Raw genomic sequence first — 20,595 nt, forward strand, 5'->3', positions numbered from 1 at the left:
GAGGAACATTCTTTTGCTCGTAACTGGAACCGGTTCCTCTTTTAATAAAGGGAGGAATTCAAAAGTGGCTAAACCATCAATCAAGTCTAAATACCTGCCCACCGTTAAGGAGATCATCCGTTTAATCGGCGGAAAAGAAAATATTCAGGGTGCTGCACATTGTGCAACAAGACTGCGTATTGTGCTTCACGATAACGAGAAAGCAGACATAAATGAAATCGGCAAATTGGATCATGTAAAAGGGTCTTTTATGGCCGGAGACCAGCTTCAGATTATTATCGGAGCCGGAACGGTCAATGATGTATACGCTGTCTTTACTGAAGAAGCGGGTGTGCAGGGGATGTCTCTTGGAGATGTGAAACAGCAGACTGCCGGGAAGCAGAATGCGTTTCAACGAGGAATCAAGGCATTATCGGATGTATTTGTAGAAATTATTCCAGGGCTGCTTGCCGCTGCTTTACTGATGGGGGTTACAGGACTGCTGAGCCAAAAAGGAATTTTCGGGGCACAGTCTGTCGTTGAAATGTATCCGCAGATTGCAGGCTTTAACCGCTTCATCTCCATTATGTCAACGGGAATCTTTACAATTCTGCCTTTACTGGTCGTTTACTCGGCTACTAAACGTTTCGGCGGTAATCCTGTACTTGGTTTAGTGCTTGGTGCCATTATGCTTCACCCAGATCTTGCGAATGCCTACGCTGTAGGAAATGGATCTGTTAAACCGGAAATAATCAGCATTTTCGGATTGAAGGTTTCTCTGGTAGCCTTCCAGGGCGGTATTATTATTGCCCTGATGATGGGACTTGTCATTGCGAAGCTTGATCAGTTTTTCAGCAGAAAAGTGCCAGATATTATTAAACTGTTTTTAGCCCCATTTTTGACCATTGTCGTGGCAGGATTCCTTCTGTTCACTGTAGTTGGCCCTTTTGGCAGGATTCTTTCCGAAGGAATAACAAATGGGCTGATGTGGTCGGTTGATAATCTGGGTATCTTTGGATTCATGCTGTTTGCCGGCATCCAGCAGGTGATTGTTATCACAGGTCTGCACCATGTCATCGGAGCTGTTGAAGCGCAGTTGATTGCGGACACAGGCTCTAACTTTATTATGCCGCTTATGTCTGTTGCTCTAATGGGTCAGGGTGGAGCTGTTCTGGGCTACACTCTTGGTCTTTGGAAAAGTGATAAGGCCCGCCAGATCGGTGTCTCTGCCTTTGCTTCTACGCTTTTCGGCATCTCAGAACCAGCTCTGTTCGGAGTGAATGTCAGATATAAATTCCCGCTGATTATGGGCTGTATCGGCGGAGCTGCCGGAGGAGCCTATGTCTACCTGACCGGCATCAAAGCTCTTGGCTTCGGGGCCACGGCCGTACCCGGTTTTGCAATCGTTGCAGCACAGGGCGGAGGTCATTTAAATTACATTATCGCAAACCTTCTGGCTCTTGCCACGGGTGCGGTACTGACACTTATTTATCTTAAAGTGAAAAAACCTGTTTTAGACTAAACATTCACGATAAATCGGGGAGAGGAGCACATCCTCTCCTCAAAGCTTTTACAGGAGGGAACAGTATGTCACGCTATACGGAACCAAAGTACAGAACTATTTTTGAAGCAAAGGAAAATGAACTCGGGCAATTAAAAAAGAAATCTGCAGATTCCGGCTGGAAGCCTGCCTTTCATATTCATCCACAGTACGGATTAATTAATGACCCGAACGGCTTAGCTTATTTTAACGGAGAATTTCATGTGTTTTATCAATGGTATCCTTTTGGAGCCATGCATGGGATGAAACATTGGGCACACGTAAAGTCGGCAGACCTGATAAACTGGGAGCGTCTTCCTGTCGCAATTGTTCCGGTTGAGGATTACGAATCACACGGGGCTTATTCAGGTGCATCACTTGAAGTGGATGGCAGGCTTTACTTGTATTACACGGGAAATATTAAGTACGGGCCGGAGGAAAGATCGGCTAATCAGTGCCTTGCTGTCATGGAAAAGGATGGTTCCATTCACAAGTACGAGCACAACCCGATTATTAAAGGAGTACCTGAAGGGTATACGGGGCATGTACGCGATCCTAAAGTATTCAAACGCGGCAATAAATTTTATATGCTTCTTGGCGCCCAAAGATCAGATCAGACGGGAGCCGTTATTGTCTATGATTCGGATAATGCCGTTGACTGGTCCTTTAAAGGGGAGCTTACAATTGAGGCTGATCTGCCTGAAACGGTATATATGCTCGAATGCCCGGATTACTTTGAACTTGACGGCCGCGATGTTCTGATTGTTTCCCCTCAAGGGCTTAAGGCTGACGGTCATGATTACCAAAATCTTTATAATGTGATGTATATGATTGGACATCTTGACCTTGAAGCATTGACGTTTAAGGTCACCCATTATCAGGAAGTCGAAAAGGGCTTTGATTTCTATGCTCCCCAAACGTTTGAGGGCAAAAATGGCGAGCGTCTGCTTCTTGCCTGGGCTGGAATGGGGGAGATGGACTACCCAAGCGACAAAGAATTATGGGCGCATTGTTTGACGATTCCGCGTGAGCTTTCGATTGTGAATGGAAAGTTAATTCAGCAGCCAGCTGAAGAAGTGGAGCAATTGAGAAGAAATACGGTGTCTGATTGTTTCACTTTAGACAGAGACAGCCGGGAAATTGAGAATGAATCAGTTCAATATGAACTCGATATTGAATTCTCTGAAATGAATGGAGAGCATATTCGTTTAGAGCTTTTCTCATCAGAAACAGAAGGATTGGTGCTGACTATTGATAGAACCAGTCAGACGGTAAGCTTAAACCGTGAGAAATTCAACGAATCATTTGGCGGTGATTACGGCTTTATTCGAAGTGCGGAACTGGGCGCAGCTGATGTGGTTAAAGCCCGGATATTTGCGGATCGAAGCATAGTCGAAATTTTTCTTAATGACGGTGAAACTGTGTTCACATCGCGCGTCTTCCCGGACAGTCAATCTAATGGCATCAGAGTGTTCAGTGACGGCAGTCTGACTGTAACCTATGCAAAACATGAGTTGTTACGTGGAATTTCTATTTAGGAGGCATGATGATGGGTGAACTATTTTCGATTGGTGAAGTATTAATTGATTTCATTCCTCAGCAGCGCGGTGCATCGCTGAAAGAAGTGGTTACCTTCGAACGGGCCCCGGGAGGCGCTCCTGCCAACGTGGCAGCTGCAGTTGCAAAATACGGAGGAGAAGCCTCGATGATTACCCAGGTCGGAGCGGATGCTTTTGGCGATTATCTGATCGATGAGCTCGAAAAAGCAGGAGTAAAAACAGATAAAATACAAAGAACAAACAAAGCCAATACGGGACTTGCCTTTGTATCCTTAACTGAAAACGGTGAGCGGGAATTTTCTTTTTACCGGAATCCCTCAGCCGATCTGCTGTTTTCACCAGAAGATATAAGAGATGAGTGGTTTTCGGCAGGTGACGTTCTTCATTTCTGTTCGGTTGATTTGATTGAAAGTCCAATGAAGCAGGCCCATAAGCGGGCTATAGAGCGTATGAAGAACCATGGCGGATTAATCAGTTTTGATCCCAATGTCAGACTGCCCCTCTGGGACCGGCCTGAAGATTGCCGTGCTGCCATTCTGGAATTTCTTCCGTCTTCACACCTTGTGAAAATTTCAGATGAAGAGCTGGAATTTATAACAGGAATCCGCGACACAGAAGAGGCCGTACAATCTGTTTTTATAGGTGATGTACAGGCTGTTGTATACACAAAAGGTGCTGATGGTGCAGACCTTTACATCAAGAATGGCCCTAAATGGGAGTCCCGCTCGTACAAGGTGAACGTTCAGGATACGACAGGTGCCGGAGATGCATTTATCGGCGGTTTCTTATACAAGCTGCTGAAAGCCGGAGCAACTCCGGACAGTCTTGAAACGATCCTGCAGCAAGAACACTTTGAAATTCTTCAGTTTGCCCATGCCAGCGGTGCACTCACGGCTGCAGGCAAGGGGGCAATCTCCGCTCTTCCAGCCAAGACGGAAATCATGGAGCTGATTGAAAAAAATAAATGAAGCAACCAAAAAGCAGCCGTCCGGCTGCTTTTTGATTGTACCGGCTCCATATAACCGGAGCTATATCCTGAATGTGCAATTACAGCACGTCACCGGCAGACTGCCACTTGCCAATTTCCTCACCCATTTTCACTGGTCCTGTCTTTCCGGTAAAATTCAAACGTCCTTTTGGAACACAGATCACAACAGTAGAACCGAATGAAAAGTAACCAAACGCGTCGCCGCGGCGAACATTGGGCTGATGATTGGTTCTTTCAATAGAGTTAACATTCAGAGCACCGACCATCACTTGTGCAAATGGAGCTCCGTCCACGCTGAATTTCGTCACTAAACGGTAATTTCTCGTCAAAGGGCGGAGTCCGTATTTTAATCCGATTGTATTAACTGGCGCTGCTTCTTTCCCCAATGTATATACTTCTTCAACCTTTGCATCCATTGGAACATGAACCCGGTGGTAGTCAGTGGGACTTAAATAAAAGATCAGCACTTGTCCGCCTGAATATACCTCGGCTTCGCTTTTAGACCCAAGCAGCTCTTCCACTGTATATTCCTGTCCCTTCACAACGAACCTGCTTTCAGGCGTCAGGTGGTCAACAACCGATAAGACACTGTCACTTGGACTGACGAACGAATCCTGTCCTTCTGCAATCGGACGGACATCGGGTTTTAATTCACGGGTGAAAAGATCATGAAGAGATTCGTAGTCCTGCAGACTTTTGCCTGCTTCCTGCATATTTAATTTATACAGTCTTGAAAATGAACCTGTGAAAGGTTTACTTGCTTTAGATTGCGCAAACCTTTTGAGTAATTTTGCAGCGGCTGGATGGCCGTTTAATTCAAACACTTTACGATAAAATCGGGTTAACATTGTCAGTCAGCACTTCCTTTGATAGTCTTGGGCTCCGGTAAAAGCATTTGAATAAGAGTAACCTTCTCGTTCTCCGGGGAAGGTTTATTGGATAGAAAACGGCTGAGGAGTTCATTCATGCTTTTAGATAAATCCTCAACTTCCTCTTTAGTTAAGTAGAGATCTACTTGACTGTAACCAAATGGATCATTAGACAAGTCAGGATCGGCTAGCAGATAGCTTTTGGCCTGGCCGGTCACATTGGATAGGAAGGTCATAAACATGTTCAGGTGGTCTTCGCCGGACATACTTTTCAACTCTTCCAAAGACACCACAGGATTCTGCTTTTCAATTGCATACGTCCTCTCAACGGCACCTCGTATTTTCCGTTCTTCTTTTACAAAAATAATGTTATTTTCCTTCAGAATATTTAAATGGCGATAAAGAGTCGCCTGGGGAATATCAGAGATCCATTCCTTCAGCTGACTCACAGTTGCATCATTCCTGGAAAGCTGCTGAATAATTTGCATTCGGACCGGATGCAGGATTAAATCCATCTTGGCCTTAGTCACTGTTCTCACCCTTAATTGTTATTGTTATTAGTAATGATAATAATGGATAAATGAAGGGTTGTCAAACATCTTTTAGATTGATGGTTAACATTGGAAGGAAGTACTGTTATAGATTTGGATAAATATGCTAAAGTAGAGTCAGAGCTTTTAATTATTAATGGAGCAAAAACCGTAAAAACCCAGGGAGAGATACGATTGGAATTCAGAGGAGCCAGTGCAAAGAGGACTATTCAATCAGCATTTTCTCGTTCGGTTATGGTTTTCAAGAATTACCTGAATTCTATTTTATTGAATGGAAGGTGTGTGTCATGAAGCATTTTATAGATGATTTTGCTTGAGCAATCTCTGATTTCCTTAAGGGTATCTTTAAAAGTATCTGTTACTTTTCAGCGGGAATGCTGATCGTCGGCATACCTCTTTATGGCATCGTTTATCTTATTAGATTTTTTGATTAATAGCATTTATAACGATAAATACGAAAACTGCCTTGGAGACTTTCTCCATATTTAATGAACGTTTTACAGAAGGGACGGTGAAAGAGATTATCAGAATGGCAGTCGGAGCTATCGTTACATATAACGATTTGTTTATGTTTGTACATAAAACGAAAATAAACACAATGAATGAATGTGAAAACATTCCCGCTGAATGGCATTTTGTCAAAGGCGGCATTGAGCCGGCTGACGCTGATTTGAAGGCTTCCATTTGTAGAGAATTAGAAGAAGAAACCGGGTCAAACCAATTTCAGTTCATTCGGCAGTTTGAACAGAAAGTCTGTTTTGTATTCCCTCAGCATTTGCAAATAAAAACGGGTTTTAAACAGCAGGAAACCACGATGTTTCACTTTGAGTATAGAGGAGACTTGAACCTCCTCAAACCCATTGATCCAGAGATAAAAGCCGTTAAATTTGTAAGTAAAACAGAATTGATGAAAAGACTGCCGCACGCAGAAACCCGTACTTTTTTCACTCTTCACTTTTGAAAATTGTATTTAACGAACGCCACAGCGGGGGAGACCCATACATGAATCAATTGATCGAAGATATCTTAAAGTGGACTGGAAACTCGTATAAAAGAATCGTAATTGGCATTTCTGGCCACGGGGCTGCAGGTAAGACGACCTTTGCAGCCAAACTCTTGGATGCATTAAATAAAGAGGATGCCAATTATTTGAATACAGATCCTTACATAATAAGTTCATATATTAGAAGACATGCCAAAATCGACTACAGCTACGGAAACGAAAATCATTCCTTTAAAATGACGGCCTGCCATCCCGCCGCTCATCATCTGCCTTCATTGGAAAGAGATGTTCAGATGATCAGGCAGGGTTTAGATTTTCTTACAATTGATGCTCCTTATTCAAAAGGTATGTTGATTGATTCAAAGAAAAGGATAGCAATTGTCGAGGGAATGGCTGTTGCTTTTACGAACCCGGAACTCTATGATTTGAACATCTATTTTTATACGGATGACGAAACAGAACTCGCCAGAAGAATGAACCGGGATGTTCTTGAAAGGGGAACGGATAAAGAGTACTTACGCTTTTCCCACAACCAGCGCCGGATACAGTATAAGTTATTTATGCATCCGTACAGCGATCGGTTTGATATTGTCATTAAATCTTCGGATAAAGGTGAACACATAGAGAAAAATTGTTTTGCGTTTGAGAAATGAATAAACAGGAAGTGCTAAAAATGGTCAATGGTTTAAAATCTGACTGTCAAAATTGCTTTGGATTATGCTGTGTTGCGTTGCCTTATGGAAAATCAGCCGATTTCCCTTTTGATAAAGACGGTGGAGATCCATGCCGGAATCTATGTTCCACTAATTTGTGCGCCATTCACAGTCAATTGAGGGAGAAGGGCTTTCGCGGGTGTGTATCCTATGAGTGTTTCGGCGCCGGCCAGCATGTTTCGCATACGATCTATAACGGCCGGGACTGGCGGGATAATAAAGAGCATGCGGAAGAGATGTTCGCTGTTTTTCCAATCGTGCAGCAGCTGCACGAAATGCTGTTCTACCTTAAGCAGGCCCTGAATCTAAATGAAACTCAGTCCATCCAAACAAGTCTTCAAAACAGTTATGAGGAAAATGTTGAGCTGACCTTAAGAAAGCCGGAAGCTATTTTAAAAATTGATGTGTCAGCACATAGAAGCAAGGTGAATGCTCTGTTAATAGAAACAAGCAAATTGTACAGAAGCAGAATAAATGATAACAGTCAAAAGAAAAAGAGCAGAAAGGCTGCGGATTTCATAGGTGCAAATTTAAAAGGGCTGAACTTGCAGAGTGAAGATTTTCGCGGGAAATTGATGATAGCAGCAAACTTAAGCAACAGTGATTTAAGAAGGTCTGATTTCATTGGTGCTGATCTTCGGGATGCGGATTTAAGGGGTGCTGACCTGAGGGAAGCTCTTTTTCTCACACAGTCACAAATTAATTCCGCTATTGGAGATGTTCATACTAAGATTCCGGTGTATTTGGATAGGCCGGGGCATTGGTAAAGACATATATCTTTTTCGCTGGAAGCTTATCTATTAGCAGGTAAGCTTTTTCCCTCTTGTATAAATATAATGAATTTGAAATAATTGGTATTATTCTGTGTGGAGGGCAAAACAAAATGGACCTGATCACAGGGAAAGTATTGTTGATTTCTATTTTTCTTTTCATCATCACCATTATTGAAACGTTAGCTTACTCGACCAGAATTTCTGGAGCCAGAGTAAGGTTAATTGCGACAGCTATTTCGCTGTTCAGCACGATGGTGATCGTATCAAGATTTTCTACGATGATTCAGCAGCCTTTAACAGCAAAACTCATTGCAGAGGCACCAGACTCAAATAAGCTGCTGTTTATTGAAGGACAGTACCGCATCCTGATTGGTGTAACGTCCTTGGGTGTATTGGCGGGAATTCTGCTTTTCCCCACATTTATCTCTATTTTTTCGAAAGCAATCATTCATCTTTCAAAAGAAAGAGGTTCCATCGTGTCTTTATTAAAGAAGCACGTTAATCTAACTGGTTTTATAAAGGTTTTTCATTGCGTCAGACTCCCCAGAATTTCTTACTTAAACGGCATAACGCTAAGCACCATACCGAAGCGCCTTTTCTGCATTAACGTTATCATTTCTGCTGTTTTTACAATTGGGGTTCTATCCTCTATTTATGCTTCCATGTTGGTTCCGGATGATTATGCCCAGGCTGCATTGATGTCATCAGGCATCATTAACGGGATTGCCACCATATTATTGACACTGTTCATAGATCCGAAAGCATCCGTTCTGGCTGACCGGGTGGTAAACAAAGAGAGTAAATACGTTTTTTTGAAAAGTTATTCTTTGACGATGATCAGTTCGAAATTTGTGGGAACAGTGGTTGCTCAGCTTATTTTCATCCCGGCAGCCTACTATGTTGCCTGGTTTGCTGAGTGGATTTAACAGGGCTATTTGAGAATGAAATTTTCACTAGTATCGGTTTTATAATGGTGATAGTAGGAAGGAGATGCAAAATGCTCGGATTACCCAAAGGTGAAGTTTTTTTAGTGCCATGGACGAACGAATGGATAACCGAATTTGAGACAGAGAAGCAGCGCATTCAAGATTTGATTGGTCCTTACGTCCATCGCGTTCATCATATTGGAAGTACAGCCATCGAAGGTCTTTGTGCAAAGCCTATCATTGACATAGCTATAGAAATACATGATTTCTCAGACGGAGAAAAGTGTGCACCCGCACTAGAGAAAATTGGCTACTCTTACGGGGGCACTAACGTTTTACCGGAAAGGCATTACTTCAATAAAGGAGAACCGAGAACACACCAGATCCATATGTACGAAACAGGTAATAGATTCTTGGCTGAACAGCTGAGATTCAGAGATTACTTGAGAAGGAACGAGACGCAGAGAAAGGAATATGAACAGCTGAAGCTTGCCTTAGCAAGCTCAAATTTGAATGATAAACATAAATATGCAGATGAAAAAACGGAATTTGTTAAGGCGATTTTAGAAAAAATCTAAAATGGGTACATCCTGAATGCACGTACCCCGTAAAAAGGTGCTGTTTTATGGGACCAATCATCACTATTTCAGCATTAAAGTACCCAAACACCATTCACTATGAATGGCAGGGAGAATTACTGAAGACAACATCTGAATATGTCTTAGTGCTTTGCAAGGCGGGTAGAACATTAACGCATCATACAAAAGGGACAACCTTTAAAATTCCTAATGAGTCGTTAGAATTTTTTTCTTTAAAGGATGGATTTACAGTTGCGATGGAGGTAGAGAATAGGGAAGTCATCTCTTATTACTGCAATATTTCAATGCCATCTGTATTTAATGATAACCGTCTTTCCTTTATCGATTTGGACTTGGATTTGGTGAAGCGGTTAAATGACGACTGGGAAGTTCTTGATGAAGATGAATTTGAGATTAATAGCTCTGCATACAACTATCCTCCAGATCTTAAAGACTACGCCATTCAATCACTGGAAGAATTGAAAGGGAAAATCAAGAGAGAAGAATTTCCTTTTGATGGGGCTTTGATGAAACTTTTAGTTGAAAGAATCTAAACGGTTAGGGGTCAGCTCAAACGAGTTATCCCATAAGAAATTGAAAAATGAATGGAAAAATACGTAATAGATAGGTAAACTGAAAAATGCAGGAAGAAAACGGATATGTTTTCTGCCTGCATTTTTTATGATGAAAAAATTAAATTTCTAAAACTATTTAAAATGTCTTTACGAATATACAGGTGAACGATGAAAGTGATGTGATGCTTCGGTGGATTTTGAGGGCAGATGGATTAGAAAAATTCAGCAGAGTGCCCATGAGGAAAGTGCCAATAAATTGATCAAGAAATACTATAGAGAAATGTTTGCGTTTGTTTATAGACAATTTTTGGACGAACAAATGGCACAGGATTTGACACAGGAAATTTTTATCCGCGCGCTGCAGTCCATTTCGCATTTTGATGGAAACAAAGCTTCATTCCGCACATGGCTTTATCGAATTGCGTCTAATCATTGCATTGATTATTTCCGCTCGAGATCGTATCAGGCTGGCCAGCAAACGGTATATGTAGAGGAAATTGAAATGGAAGGGTCAGACAGTGTTGTAGAGCAGCTCTCTACAAAAGAGGACATACAGCTTGTGAATGAACTGCTCCAGAGATTTGATGTGAAAGATCAGCAAATTGTCCGCTTTAAATTGTTTTTAGAACTGACATTTCATGAGATTGCAGGGCTGTTGGTTCTGTCTGAATCATCGGTGAAAACAAAGTATTATGCCATTTTAAAGAAGCTGAGAAAGGAGATTGAGAATCATGGCAACGGATAAGAGTAAATGGTCAATCCCCTATCCTTCTGATGAAGACATCAATAAACAGGTAGCACTGATTGTAAAACAGGGTCTCCCGAAAAAACAAAATTTAATACTGTCAATTGCTGAAATAAGACGTCAAATGGGCTGGCAGTATCTTTTCATTAATCGGGGTGAGGCATTATTCAGCGGCTGTTTAATGATTATTGTATTGGCCTATTTGTTTTTAGTAAGTAATGAACCGGCTGTTCAGGAAGCTGACTTTTATGGCATGCTCTTTGTTCTGTCTCCACTGTCTTTTCTCAGCTTCATGGCATATGACTACTATCAGAAAAAAGCAAATGGCACATTTGAATTAGAGATGACAATGAAATATACGGTCTATCAATTATTAGTTGTTAGAATGCTTGTGTTCAGCAGCATGGCTATTTTTGTTAACATGACAGTTGTTTTCATTCTGTCCTATCAAGTGGATCTCAATGTCCTGCGTGGAATCCTTGTGTCAATGACCGGTTTGTTTGTATTTTCAGCGGGGCTGCTGTTCGTTTTAAGGTCAGGCCATTTTTTGAAACGCAGTGTTTTATTTATAGCCGGATGGGTTCTGGTCAATACAGCATTATTTCTTTTGCCAGGAGAAGAGTATGGAGCGGTGCTCAACAGTCTATCAATGATTTCTTATGGCGTTATTCTGCTGGTTAGTTTCTGGATCTATCTGATTTCTTTGAAACACGTATTTAATCGAAGACAGGAGGAGGCTTTGGCATGTTAGAGCTAAAGGATTTAGGAAAACGATATGGTGATTTTACAGCGCTTAATGCCGTTCATTTAACGTTCGATCAGGGGATTTTCGGATTGCTTTCGCCAAATGGTGCCGGTAAGACGACGTTGATTAAAATGCTGGTTACCCTTATTCAGCCCACAAGCGGAACCATCCTGTATAAGGGTGAGTCAATTGAATCGCTTGGAGAGTCTTACCGCGAGCTAATAGGCTACTTGCCGCAGCAATTCGGTTATTACAAACACAAGACACCAAAACAATACCTGACGTATTTAGCAGCGCTAAAAGGAATGGATAGAAAATCTGCAGGACAGCGCATCGACGAAGTACTTGAGATGGTGGCACTTTCAGAAGTGAAAAATAAAAAAATGAAGAAATTTTCAGGCGGAATGATACAGCGTGTCGGTATTGCGCAAGCATTGCTGAACGATCCGAAGATTCTTATCCTCGATGAGCCGACAGCAGGGTTAGATCCGAAAGAACGTGCGCGTTTTCGTCATTTATTATCTGAATTGGCCCGAAACCGCATCATCATTATTTCCACACACATTGTATCGGATATTGAATCCATCGCAAATGAAATTATCATGATTAAAAATAAAGAGCTGCTGCATAAGGCTTCTGTTTCGGAGATTTGTGAAACTCTGGCTGGAAAAGTGTTTGAGACGTCCATGTCGTTTGATGATTTTTCATCATTCCGAAACACATATTTAACCCTGCAGGAAAAGCAGGAGCATGGGGCCATGCTGGTCAGATTTGTTGCAGATGAGCAGGCTGACCCGGCGTGGAAACCGGTTCATCCGCAATTGGAAGATGTCTTTTTGGTTGAATATGCAAATGAAAGCACGGGCGGGTAATCAACATGCAAATCACGTGGATGGAAATGAAAAAAGCGTTAGGTTCACCCGTCATCCTTTGTTTGCTGGGGTTATTTATTTCGTTTAATCTCTTTACAATTTTCAGTGGCGCTGACAATAAGGCTGAGTTAAAGGTTGTAAATCATATTGTAGAAGAATACGGACTGACTTTTGATGATTCCATTTTGAACACGATGCAGGAACATGTAAATGAAGATGTACGTCAATTTGATTCTAGCTATCAAGATGCCGATGCATTCTTAAAGTCTATGACGTTTGAACACTACTCGATGGCGAGTAAAGAAGAGCAGCAGGAAATCGACCGTATCGGTCTGATGCAGATGTACATAGGCTTGGGAAAAAGTCTGGACGAACGCTATTCGGAACTGGATGCCGATCAAATGCGGGACAAAATGGTTAAAGAGCTTAGTTTAAGCGGGTTTACAGAAGAAGTCGTATCGGCTGAATATAAAAAGCTGGATACACGACTTGAGGAAATGAAGGGAAATGCAGAATATAAGCAGTGGTTTTTTGCTGGAGATTATCGCATGCATACTGAATTATTTCGAAGCCTCCTTAAAAATACAGCTCTTGAGGGTGTCATGCTCGTTGTCCTCCTCACAGCCCTTATCTCAAATTACGAGTTTGAAAATCGCTCGCAGTTAGTTGCGTATACGACAAAAAGAGGTCGGAAATTAATCTGGAATAAGCTTGCGGCAAGTCTGCTGAGCACGTTGCTTTTGATCGTTCCATTATTCGGAATAAGCTTACTGGCATACTTTCAATTTTATGATTATTCGGGGCTTTGGCATTCGCTTATAAGCAGCGGTCTGAACTGGGAATACAAATTGCCGTATATTACACGGTGGCCAATAGAGTTTCATCACTATTTATGGATGGCAATTGCCATTCTATCCTTGATATTGATGATCGTGTCTTTACTGACTTTTGCATTAAGCATAGTTATAAAAAATAGCTATATGACATGGATCGTCATGATTTTGCTGCTGGTCAGTATGTTTGTGATCCCGTCTTTTTTTGCCGGAATTCCACTGGTTCTGATTTTGATGAATTTCAATTTGACGCTGTTATTAGTAAATCCTCATATGTATTTTTCTGGAGTGTCCGGTTTAACAATGTTTGAACATTATGAAATCGTTACATTGGCAAGCTGGTTTGCGGCAGGCGTTGTTATCAGCAGCCTGGCGATGAGGCGTTTTTATAGAAAGGATATCGTTTAATATGCAACTATTCTGGATGGAAATGAAAAAAATTTTTTCCTGGAAAATCATCACTCTCCTTCTATTTGCAAATGCAGTTTTATATTTCTTGCTTTTTGAATTTCATATCCAGTATTTCCCGAATGGGCGGCCGGCTATTGACCATTTCACCTTAGAGCAGCAGAACATTCCAAAGTATGGGCCAGATGTGAATGAGCGGGAATTTGCAGACTTTGTTGCGCAATATGAAAAGAAAGTGGAAGATGCTGATACATACTTGCAGAATGACCCAAAAGCGAAAGCAGCAGGGCTGACATCCTTTGAAGCTTTTAAAAACGCAGAAGACGATAGTCAAAAACAAATGGACTATCACGATTTAGTCTTCTTTGAACGGAATGAAGATCTCTTCTGGGAGCTGCAGGCTATGGAATACACGATAGAAGAGCGTTATAAATACCGGACTGCCTCTTTGGAATCCAAAATTGAGGGAACAACTGGTGCTCTGAAGAAGCATATTGAAGAAATCATCCGTGATGAAAAATATTCATTTTATACTAGTACTGTATTAGATAATTTTATAAATGTAAAAAAGAATATGGCGATTAACCTCTTCATCAGCATAGCAATCTTGCTTTCTCCCATTTTTTTGAGAGATAAACTGACAGCTGTGGAACTGCTTCAATATAGTTCGAAAAAAGGAAGAAGGATTTACAAGACGAAGTGGCTGGCCGGATTAGCAAGTTCAGTATTGCTGACAACGCTTTTACTAGGTGTTTACTTGTCCATTTACGCTGCAAATCAAACATCGTCACATTTTGATTTGCCATTATATGCAATGAACAACCTTTACTCATGGTATGACCTTACGTTTTGGCAGTATATCATATTGTCAGTGCTCGCTATATTTTTAGTTTCTTTACTGCTCAGTATTTTAACGATAACCATTTCAACGATTGTGTCTCATACAATCGGACTTATTGGTGTGCAAATCGTGACGGTTTTTGTGATGATAGCTGTAGTGACAAGGTTTTTGATTGGTGACATAGTGAGTCTTAGGCAGCCAATCTGGTTGGTGCCGTTAGGGTATGTACTGTTTTTGGGAGCGGTGATTGTCTTCATGTCAGCCATATGGAAAAGAGAGATGAAACGGGACATAGTGTAAGTGTTTGTTTGATTTAAAGGCAGATTTAGCAGAAGGAACGATTACTGTAAATGGTAATCGTTTTTTTTTTTTTTATGGGAAATTGCGGCCTATTAAGTGAATAACAGGAAATATAAAACATTTTGTCGAATACGTTTATACAAGATTAATTTAAGGTGGGCCCTATTTATGGAGTTTACGATTGAGAATGAATGTCTTTACAAAGCAATTTTAGATGTAAGTAAAGCTGTTTCTGTAAGTACATCTTTTCCGATTCTGTCAGGAATTAAGATAATCGCCACTGATCATAGCTTGGTACTTGTAGGGAGTGATTCTGATCTATTTATAGAGAAAATGATTCCAAGGGTGATTGATGGGAAGCAAGTGCTGCAAATTTTTGAACAGGGCAGTGATGTTATCTCAGCAAAGTATTTTAGTAATCTTGTAAAAAAACTTCCAGGTAAGATACATATAAAAGTTAACAAACAGACTGCTACTATTCGGTCCGGTGATATTGTAACTCGCCTAAACGGATTAAATGGTGAGGAATATCCTAAAACTCCTTTAGTCGACGAAGAAAAGTGTGCGGTTATCCCAAGCAGCAAATTGATTGAAGTCATTAAACAAACAGCTTTTGCTGTCTCCTCGAGTGAGAATAGACCTGTTCTCACAGCTGTCAATATGACATTTAACGAAAATCTCTTCTCGTGTGCAGCGACGGATTCCCATCGTTTAGCATTAACAGAGCTAACCATCAGATCAGCTATTGACGGGTCGTGCAATGTGCCAAGGAAGAGCCTCACGGAGCTAGCCAAACTGATTCAGCATGATACGGGGGATACACAGATTTATTATTACTGACAGCTATATAAAGTTTAAATTACCAACTATCTCTATGTTTTCAAGATTAGTTGAAGGTCATTTTCCAAACATACCCAGTTTATTGCCTGAATACTCGAGAACGGTCATTACATTGGATACAGCACAGTTATTATTGGGTGTGGATCGAGCTTGTCTTTTTTCAAGTGAGGGAAAAAAGAACATGATTCATTTCGAAATGAAGGACGGTAAGAGAATAAACATTTCCTCTGACTCGTCAGAAATAGGAATAATAGAAGAAACTCAATCGGTTAAGGAAATGACCGGTGAGGCAAACCTGCAGATTGCACTGGATGGACGTTTTTTGATGGAAGTTTTAAAGGTAATAGATGAAAAAGAGATCAGACTGAGTTTTGACGGAGCAATGAGACCGGTCAAGATTGAACCTGTTCATTCTTCTTATCTTCATCTTCTTTCACCAGTGCGTTCTTGGTGAACAGTATTTATTATATCTATACTATCATTTAGGAGAAACTGAGAATTATGATTAATGAGACACTCTTACAGTTAGTTCAATTTGTAAAACAAGATATACCTGATCTGATTGATTTATCCCAATCAGTTGGCTGGGACTATGATGAAAATGAGATTGGCACTGTTATCTCATCTGGTACCATCTTCGGACATAAGACCAGCAAAGGCAAAATTGTGTCAAGTGCTGCCATTATTCCATATGAATATGGTGCAGCTTCTATAGGAATGGTCATCGTAGATGAAATGTACAGAGGGATGGGATTGGGGAAAAAGGCTACTCAAAAGTGTATTGATTCTGTTCCTGAAACCTGTTCAGTCATGTTGATTTCTACACCAGAGGGAAGAAATCTCTACGAAAAGATGGGGTTTACACCTGTCAGCAGTGTACATAAATTTTTTTGTGAAAACTATCTTGCACCGGCAGAGTTAACCTTCGGTGATGTTATCCTGGAAGATTTTAAAGAAATAGATTTGAATCAAGTCGTTAAGATTGATGAGCGTGCATTCGGAGCCGGAAGAAACGTATTCCTCCGTAATCGACTCAGACAAGCAGCGAAATGTTTAATTGTGAAAAATTCAAATGGAGATGTGATTGGTTACGGAGCTGCTGTTTTAGGTCCTGAAAATGTGATCTTGGGACCCATTGTAGCACCCAATAGTCAAATAGCTGCCCTGCTGACAGACCAATTGGCTTCACTGTATCGTGGAAAACTGAGAATGGATGTACCGGAAGGGAATAAGGAATTTATGCAGTTACTAATGCAGAGAGGATTTAGAAGGGTAAGCAATCCGCCAATAATGATCATTCGATCAACGTCAATGCCTGCAAGAAATCAGACATTGTTTGGAATTGCAGCTCAGGTGTTTGGGTAGATAAACAATCTATTAGCAGGAAAAATCCCACTTTTTTGAATTTTCCTAGTATGACATAGTTTGAAAACATTTATTTTAGAAAAGAAAATCAACCACTAACGAGTTCGGTTCAGATTTGAAAAACAGGAAATCGCAAAGTATTCGCACGCCATTCAAAAATTAAAATGATGTGCTTTTTCATTTAGGTAATTTTAAAAGGATATAGGACAATTGTGATAATATGGAATCATCAAGCATTCTATTAAAGAAGGAGATTGCAGCAAAGTTGATCGCCTTTTTATATAAGGCTTAGGAAGAGAAAGGCGGACCCACGCATTACCCAAAAATTGTTGCAAGAACTAGGCGTAAAACCATTCTCAACCATATTAGATATAGGTGCAGGTACCGGAAATTACAGCTATGAATTAGCTGATAGCGGGTATGATGTCATAGCACTTCAACCATCTAAAATAATGAGGACTCAGGCTAGGAAACATAAGAATCCAAATTGGAAAGAAGGTTTTGCTGAGCAAATACCATTAGAAGACAACTCAGTGGATGGTATTGTATGTACTCTTGCATCTCATCATTTTCAAGATTTATCACTTTGTTTTCGAGAAATGAAAAGGGTGTTAAAGGATGACGGGAAAATTGTCATCTTCACATTAGATCCAAGATTATGTAATGAAGATTGTTGGTTATTTGATTACTTTAAGTCTATTTTAGAAACTGCCTGTCTAATTCATCCTCCAATAAATGAATTATTTCAATTACTTGAGGAACAGGTGGAACGACGAGCCGAGGTTGTACCCTATCCTTGACCCTTCGATTTAGTAGATCATTTTTTCTTTTCTGGTTGGAGAAAACCAAAATTATATTTAAACAGAAACTTTCAAAAAGGCACTTCTCCACTTGCCAAAGGTGAAGATGTTAAGGTGTGTTTGGATAAATTAAAAACTGATCTGGAGTGCGGCAGGTGGATTGAAAAATATAAGCACGTTTTGAAATTGAAGGAATATGATTGCGGACATTTCTTTTTAGTAATTTGATATGCAATAGGGATCTTTTGAGAATTTCAAATTTTATTCTGTATGTAGTAATAGTGGAGAAATTTTTAGATTGATAAATCAATGCATTCAGTTGAACCTTTTGACATTAATTTAGCTAAAAGGTTGTTGTCCCGCTATTTAGGAACAGCTGAAGAGAAATGGGATAAGCGTTTTAGTAGTTTTAACAACAATAATCTTCTTATCCGCTTTAAACCGGAAACAGTTGTCGTTCGAGATCAGTCATTTATTGTTATTCCGTAAAAGGTAAGGAAGATCTAGATTCATTGATTTAAATGGAGCGTCTGCTGAAAAGTGGATTGCCTATTCATTAATAAAGGTTAGTGAAAGAAGAATTTTAATGTTCTAAATAGAGATTACTAGATAGCATTATTTTCAAGGGAGATAAATTGATGTATCCAAGAGCAAACACATTGGAAGAGCAGGAAGGACAGAACTCAAAAGGAATAGGTTTGTATTACCGTCCCATAGGCGGTACAATCGAATTCGGCGAAAAGTCGAGTGAGACATTAGTGAGAGAGTTTAGTGAAGAAATACGCGTTGAAGTTGTTGTCAGAAGATATATTTCCTGCATAGAAAATATATTTAAAATAAACGAAAACATAGGACACGAAATAACACAGATATACTTAGTGGAATTTAAAGATACGAATTTATACCAGCAAGAATATTTTACAGTTTCTGAAGGAAATAAAGTTACTTGTGCAAAATGGATTTTAAAAGAAGAAATTTTTTCTGGAGGAAAGGTGCTTTATCCAAGCGGATTGACAGAATTATTGAAAGAGCAAATGTAAGTTACTTCTTCAACCATGTGGCAGCGATTGCAGCAAAGCTGGTCTCCTTTTCTTATTGAGTAATTGGGGGGCGTTGAATAAGGACTATACTATTACAAATGATTAATAATAGACTGGTGGTTATCTTATGACGATACAGTGGACAGAAATTTCAGAGGATAATTTAATTAACCTAGAAATGGCTATGGAATTATATGATCAAGCATTTCCTATTCAAGTGAGAGAACCACATAGTGTTTTTCTAAGGAGTTTACAATACGCAAAGACAAGAAGGCCGAATAACTACCATTTTTTGATGGGATTGGAAGGAGATCAGCTCGTTTCATTTGCAACAGGACACTATTTTGCTGACGTAAATTCAGGATTCATTGTATATTTAGTAACTAATCCAATAGTACGAAGTAAGGGATTAGGATCAAAAACATTAGTTGAATTAGAAAGTTTATTGTTCCAAGATGCCATTTCAGCTGGAAACGCATCACTTAAAGCTATTTTGTTAGAAACGGAAACTCAAGATATCGTACATACAGAAGGAGAGAAGGAAGATTGTATAAAAAGAAATCGATTTTTTGCTAGAAATAACTACGAAATGTGCGATGAAATTAGATACTTGCAACCATCTCTGCATAATGAGGTGGAAGATATACCACTTAACCTTTTTATTAAAAATTTTGATACTAGTAAGCAAAGGAAAGAAGAGATTCAAAAAGCTATAAGTGCCATTTATAAAGAAAAGTATTCTTTTATAAATAAAATTGATAAAGAGGCCCTTAATAATTCTCTTAAAAAGATGGAACTAGAAGATAATTTACTAATAAAATAACAGCGAACCTGTTCATTCCTATGCGGATTAGTATGCTAATTGCTCTGATATTTATCGTGTTATGTAGCAGTTTGCGCCCTTCAAACGAACCCGTTAATTAACCACATGGCGTCTTTCAAATGGAGGCGTCTAAATTATATTGTATTATGTCGTACATGTAGATATAATCATCTTATACGATATAAAATGAGGTGTTCAATATGGAGTTTAAAGTTAGAGAGCTAAATGACTGCTGGACAGATATCTATTTCGCTTTGCACTATTCTCACAAGGAAAAGATTACTCATCAAGTAATAAGAATTCTCCAGCTAATTGAAAAAAAACAGAATGTTGGAATCAATGATATTTCATCATACCTAAATGTTTCCCACAATACAGCTTCTGAAAATGTAAAACGAATTATTGAAAAAAATTACTTGATTAAAGAGAGAGATCCATCAGATGAAAGAAGAGTTATCTTGAAACTGACCAATTTAGGAAGAGAAGTATTGCAAAGAAATACAAGTCTTGACGAGAATAAGCTGAATGCTATTTGGAACAGTCTGTCTTTGAATGAGAAATCAGCAGTAGAATCTGCCTTTATACTGCTGAGGGAGCGTGCACAAAATGTACCTTTTGGTTAAAATTCTTGTTTCTGCCGTCATTATTGGCATTGTTACGGAAATTGCACGTCGTTTCCCTGCATATGGAGGAATCATCGCAGCTCTCCCACTTGTAAGTTTATTAAGCATTATTTGGTTATCTGTTCAAGGAGAAGGAAGTGAGAGCTTGAGTAAGTTTGCTTTAGGAGTTCTTTGGGGGTTTCCATCAACTGCTGTTTTGCTGCTTATCGTGTATCTATTAGTAAAGAATTAAGTGAACCTGTATGCTTCTATTTTTGCAGGGGTTGGCGGCTGGTTTCTTTTTTTAATCATTCAGCAAAATCTAAT

24 protein-coding genes are annotated in these 20,595 nt (G+C 39.9%); 22 read left to right on the top strand and 2 right to left on the bottom strand.

Going from position 1 to position 20,595, the window contains the following annotated elements; all coding sequences use genetic code 11:
- Positions 1-64 precede the first annotated feature (64 nt).
- From MHB63_16490 to MHB63_16500, 3 genes are all read left to right on the top strand, one after another.
- Positions 65-1,501, top strand: a complete 1,437-nt coding sequence (locus MHB63_16490; GenBank protein MEK3808118.1) for a PTS transporter subunit EIIC — start codon at positions 65-67, stop codon at positions 1,499-1,501.
- 65 nt (positions 1,502-1,566) lie between these two features.
- A complete protein-coding gene (locus MHB63_16495; protein MEK3808119.1) occupies positions 1,567-3,057 on the top strand; it encodes a sucrose-6-phosphate hydrolase in 1,491 nt (496 codons plus the stop codon).
- 11 nt (positions 3,058-3,068) lie between these two features.
- Positions 3,069-4,046, top strand: a complete 978-nt coding sequence (locus MHB63_16500) for a carbohydrate kinase (GenBank protein ID MEK3808120.1) — start codon at positions 3,069-3,071, stop codon at positions 4,044-4,046.
- 79 nt (positions 4,047-4,125) lie between these two features.
- On the opposite strand, the gene MHB63_16505 is transcribed toward MHB63_16500, so the two are convergent.
- Positions 4,126-4,914 (bottom strand): phosphatidylserine decarboxylase, encoded by a 789-nt coding sequence (locus tag MHB63_16505; protein ID MEK3808121.1) that lies wholly within the window; start codon positions 4,912-4,914, stop codon positions 4,126-4,128.
- A 2-nt stretch (positions 4,915-4,916) separates the two neighbouring features.
- Positions 4,917-5,450, bottom strand: a complete 534-nt coding sequence (locus MHB63_16510; protein MEK3808122.1) for a helix-turn-helix domain-containing protein — start codon at positions 5,448-5,450, stop codon at positions 4,917-4,919.
- Positions 5,451-5,997: 547 nt separating this feature from the next.
- On the opposite strand from MHB63_16510, the gene MHB63_16515 reads away from it, so the two are divergent.
- The 19 genes from MHB63_16515 to MHB63_16605 all read left to right on the top strand — a co-directional run bounded on the left by MHB63_16515 (position 5,998) and on the right by MHB63_16605 (position 20,521).
- Positions 5,998-6,447: an NUDIX domain-containing protein gene (locus tag MHB63_16515; GenBank protein ID MEK3808123.1), complete on the top strand. Its 450-nt coding sequence runs from the start codon at positions 5,998-6,000 to the stop codon at positions 6,445-6,447.
- Between the two features lie 41 nt (positions 6,448-6,488).
- Positions 6,489-7,142 (top strand): phosphoribulokinase, encoded by a 654-nt coding sequence (locus MHB63_16520; GenBank protein ID MEK3808124.1) that lies wholly within the window; start codon positions 6,489-6,491, stop codon positions 7,140-7,142.
- A gap of 20 nt (positions 7,143-7,162) precedes the next feature.
- Complete coding sequence (locus MHB63_16525) at positions 7,163-7,969, top strand: pentapeptide repeat-containing protein (GenBank protein MEK3808125.1); 807 nt, start codon at positions 7,163-7,165, stop codon at positions 7,967-7,969.
- A 116-nt stretch (positions 7,970-8,085) separates the two neighbouring features.
- A complete protein-coding gene (locus MHB63_16530; GenBank protein MEK3808126.1) occupies positions 8,086-8,901 on the top strand; it encodes a lipid II flippase Amj family protein in 816 nt (271 codons plus the stop codon).
- A 71-nt stretch (positions 8,902-8,972) separates the two neighbouring features.
- Positions 8,973-9,479, top strand: coding sequence for a GrpB family protein (locus MHB63_16535; protein ID MEK3808127.1), 507 nt, complete (start codon positions 8,973-8,975; stop codon positions 9,477-9,479).
- A gap of 47 nt (positions 9,480-9,526) precedes the next feature.
- Positions 9,527-10,033, top strand: a complete 507-nt coding sequence (locus tag MHB63_16540) for a DUF402 domain-containing protein (protein ID MEK3808128.1) — start codon at positions 9,527-9,529, stop codon at positions 10,031-10,033.
- Between the two features lie 211 nt (positions 10,034-10,244).
- A complete protein-coding gene (locus MHB63_16545) occupies positions 10,245-10,799 on the top strand; it encodes a sigma-70 family RNA polymerase sigma factor (protein ID MEK3808129.1) in 555 nt (184 codons plus the stop codon).
- Positions 10,786-11,550: a hypothetical protein gene (locus MHB63_16550; GenBank protein ID MEK3808130.1), complete on the top strand. Its 765-nt coding sequence runs from the start codon at positions 10,786-10,788 to the stop codon at positions 11,548-11,550. The genes MHB63_16545 and MHB63_16550 overlap by 14 nt, the downstream gene beginning before the upstream one ends.
- The gene (locus MHB63_16555) at positions 11,544-12,416 is read left to right on the top strand and encodes an ABC transporter ATP-binding protein (protein ID MEK3808131.1); all 873 of its coding nucleotides are present in this window, start codon (positions 11,544-11,546) and stop codon (positions 12,414-12,416) included. Before MHB63_16550 ends, MHB63_16555 begins: the two co-directional genes overlap by 7 nt.
- Positions 12,417-12,421: 5 nt before the next feature.
- Positions 12,422-13,657 carry a hypothetical protein gene (locus MHB63_16560; GenBank protein MEK3808132.1) on the top strand — a complete coding sequence of 412 codons (1,236 nt, stop codon included), beginning with the start codon at positions 12,422-12,424 and terminating at the stop codon, positions 13,655-13,657.
- A gap of 1 nt (position 13,658) precedes the next feature.
- On the top strand, positions 13,659-14,798 hold the full coding sequence (locus MHB63_16565; protein MEK3808133.1) for a hypothetical protein: 1,140 nt from the start codon (positions 13,659-13,661) through the stop codon (positions 14,796-14,798).
- Between the two features lie 168 nt (positions 14,799-14,966).
- Positions 14,967-15,638 carry a DNA polymerase III subunit beta gene (gene dnaN, locus MHB63_16570; GenBank protein MEK3808134.1) on the top strand — a complete coding sequence of 224 codons (672 nt, stop codon included), beginning with the start codon at positions 14,967-14,969 and terminating at the stop codon, positions 15,636-15,638.
- 34 nt (positions 15,639-15,672) lie between these two features.
- Positions 15,673-16,092, top strand: coding sequence for a DNA polymerase III subunit beta (locus tag MHB63_16575; protein ID MEK3808135.1), 420 nt, complete (start codon positions 15,673-15,675; stop codon positions 16,090-16,092).
- Between the two features lie 47 nt (positions 16,093-16,139).
- Positions 16,140-17,003, top strand: a complete 864-nt coding sequence (locus MHB63_16580; protein ID MEK3808136.1) for a GNAT family N-acetyltransferase — start codon at positions 16,140-16,142, stop codon at positions 17,001-17,003.
- A gap of 326 nt (positions 17,004-17,329) precedes the next feature.
- Positions 17,330-17,803 (top strand): class I SAM-dependent methyltransferase, encoded by a 474-nt coding sequence (locus MHB63_16585; protein ID MEK3808137.1) that lies wholly within the window; start codon positions 17,330-17,332, stop codon positions 17,801-17,803.
- A gap of 638 nt (positions 17,804-18,441) precedes the next feature.
- The gene (locus tag MHB63_16590) at positions 18,442-18,843 is read left to right on the top strand and encodes an NUDIX domain-containing protein (GenBank protein MEK3808138.1); all 402 of its coding nucleotides are present in this window, start codon (positions 18,442-18,444) and stop codon (positions 18,841-18,843) included.
- Between the two features lie 127 nt (positions 18,844-18,970).
- Entirely contained in the window at positions 18,971-19,666 is a 696-nt protein-coding gene (locus MHB63_16595; protein MEK3808139.1) for a GNAT family N-acetyltransferase, read from the top strand.
- 200 nt (positions 19,667-19,866) lie between these two features.
- A complete protein-coding gene (locus MHB63_16600) occupies positions 19,867-20,289 on the top strand; it encodes a MarR family transcriptional regulator (GenBank protein MEK3808140.1) in 423 nt (140 codons plus the stop codon).
- On the top strand, positions 20,273-20,521 hold the full coding sequence (locus MHB63_16605) for a DUF3147 family protein (GenBank protein MEK3808141.1): 249 nt from the start codon (positions 20,273-20,275) through the stop codon (positions 20,519-20,521). The genes MHB63_16600 and MHB63_16605 overlap by 17 nt, the downstream gene beginning before the upstream one ends.
- Positions 20,522-20,595 lie beyond the last annotated feature (74 nt).

The sequence above is a fragment of the Bacillus sp. FSL H8-0547 genome, assembly GCA_038002745.1.
Taxonomy (GTDB): Bacteria; Bacillota; Bacilli; order Bacillales; family Bacillaceae; genus Bacillus_P.

What these genes read in the sequence shown, in the direction of transcription:
- MHB63_16605 (MEK3808141.1), top strand. Translation starts at nt 20,273, where the DNA reads ATGTACCTTTTGGTTAAAATTCTTGTTTCTGCCGTCATTATTGGCATT.
- MHB63_16580 (MEK3808136.1), top strand. Translation starts at nt 16,140, where the DNA reads ATGATTAATGAGACACTCTTACAGTTAGTTCAATTTGTAAAACAAGAT.
- MHB63_16540 (MEK3808128.1), top strand. Translation starts at nt 9,527, where the DNA reads ATGGGACCAATCATCACTATTTCAGCATTAAAGTACCCAAACACCATT.
- MHB63_16510 (MEK3808122.1), bottom strand. Translation starts at nt 5,450, where the DNA reads ATGGATTTAATCCTGCATCCGGTCCGAATGCAAATTATTCAGCAGCTT.
- MHB63_16555 (MEK3808131.1), top strand. Translation starts at nt 11,544, where the DNA reads ATGTTAGAGCTAAAGGATTTAGGAAAACGATATGGTGATTTTACAGCG.
- MHB63_16525 (MEK3808125.1), top strand. Translation starts at nt 7,163, where the DNA reads ATGGTCAATGGTTTAAAATCTGACTGTCAAAATTGCTTTGGATTATGC.
- dnaN (MEK3808134.1), top strand. Translation starts at nt 14,967, where the DNA reads ATGGAGTTTACGATTGAGAATGAATGTCTTTACAAAGCAATTTTAGAT.
- MHB63_16565 (MEK3808133.1), top strand. Translation starts at nt 13,659, where the DNA reads ATGCAACTATTCTGGATGGAAATGAAAAAAATTTTTTCCTGGAAAATC.
- MHB63_16595 (MEK3808139.1), top strand. Translation starts at nt 18,971, where the DNA reads ATGACGATACAGTGGACAGAAATTTCAGAGGATAATTTAATTAACCTA.
- MHB63_16505 (MEK3808121.1), bottom strand. Translation starts at nt 4,914, where the DNA reads ATGTTAACCCGATTTTATCGTAAAGTGTTTGAATTAAACGGCCATCCA.
- MHB63_16600 (MEK3808140.1), top strand. Translation starts at nt 19,867, where the DNA reads ATGGAGTTTAAAGTTAGAGAGCTAAATGACTGCTGGACAGATATCTAT.
- MHB63_16550 (MEK3808130.1), top strand. Translation starts at nt 10,786, where the DNA reads ATGGCAACGGATAAGAGTAAATGGTCAATCCCCTATCCTTCTGATGAA.
- MHB63_16500 (MEK3808120.1), top strand. Translation starts at nt 3,069, where the DNA reads ATGGGTGAACTATTTTCGATTGGTGAAGTATTAATTGATTTCATTCCT.
- MHB63_16520 (MEK3808124.1), top strand. Translation starts at nt 6,489, where the DNA reads ATGAATCAATTGATCGAAGATATCTTAAAGTGGACTGGAAACTCGTAT.
- MHB63_16560 (MEK3808132.1), top strand. Translation starts at nt 12,422, where the DNA reads ATGCAAATCACGTGGATGGAAATGAAAAAAGCGTTAGGTTCACCCGTC.
- MHB63_16575 (MEK3808135.1), top strand. Translation starts at nt 15,673, where the DNA reads ATGTTTTCAAGATTAGTTGAAGGTCATTTTCCAAACATACCCAGTTTA.
- MHB63_16530 (MEK3808126.1), top strand. Translation starts at nt 8,086, where the DNA reads ATGGACCTGATCACAGGGAAAGTATTGTTGATTTCTATTTTTCTTTTC.
- MHB63_16535 (MEK3808127.1), top strand. Translation starts at nt 8,973, where the DNA reads ATGCTCGGATTACCCAAAGGTGAAGTTTTTTTAGTGCCATGGACGAAC.
- MHB63_16495 (MEK3808119.1), top strand. Translation starts at nt 1,567, where the DNA reads ATGTCACGCTATACGGAACCAAAGTACAGAACTATTTTTGAAGCAAAG.
- MHB63_16590 (MEK3808138.1), top strand. Translation starts at nt 18,442, where the DNA reads ATGTATCCAAGAGCAAACACATTGGAAGAGCAGGAAGGACAGAACTCA.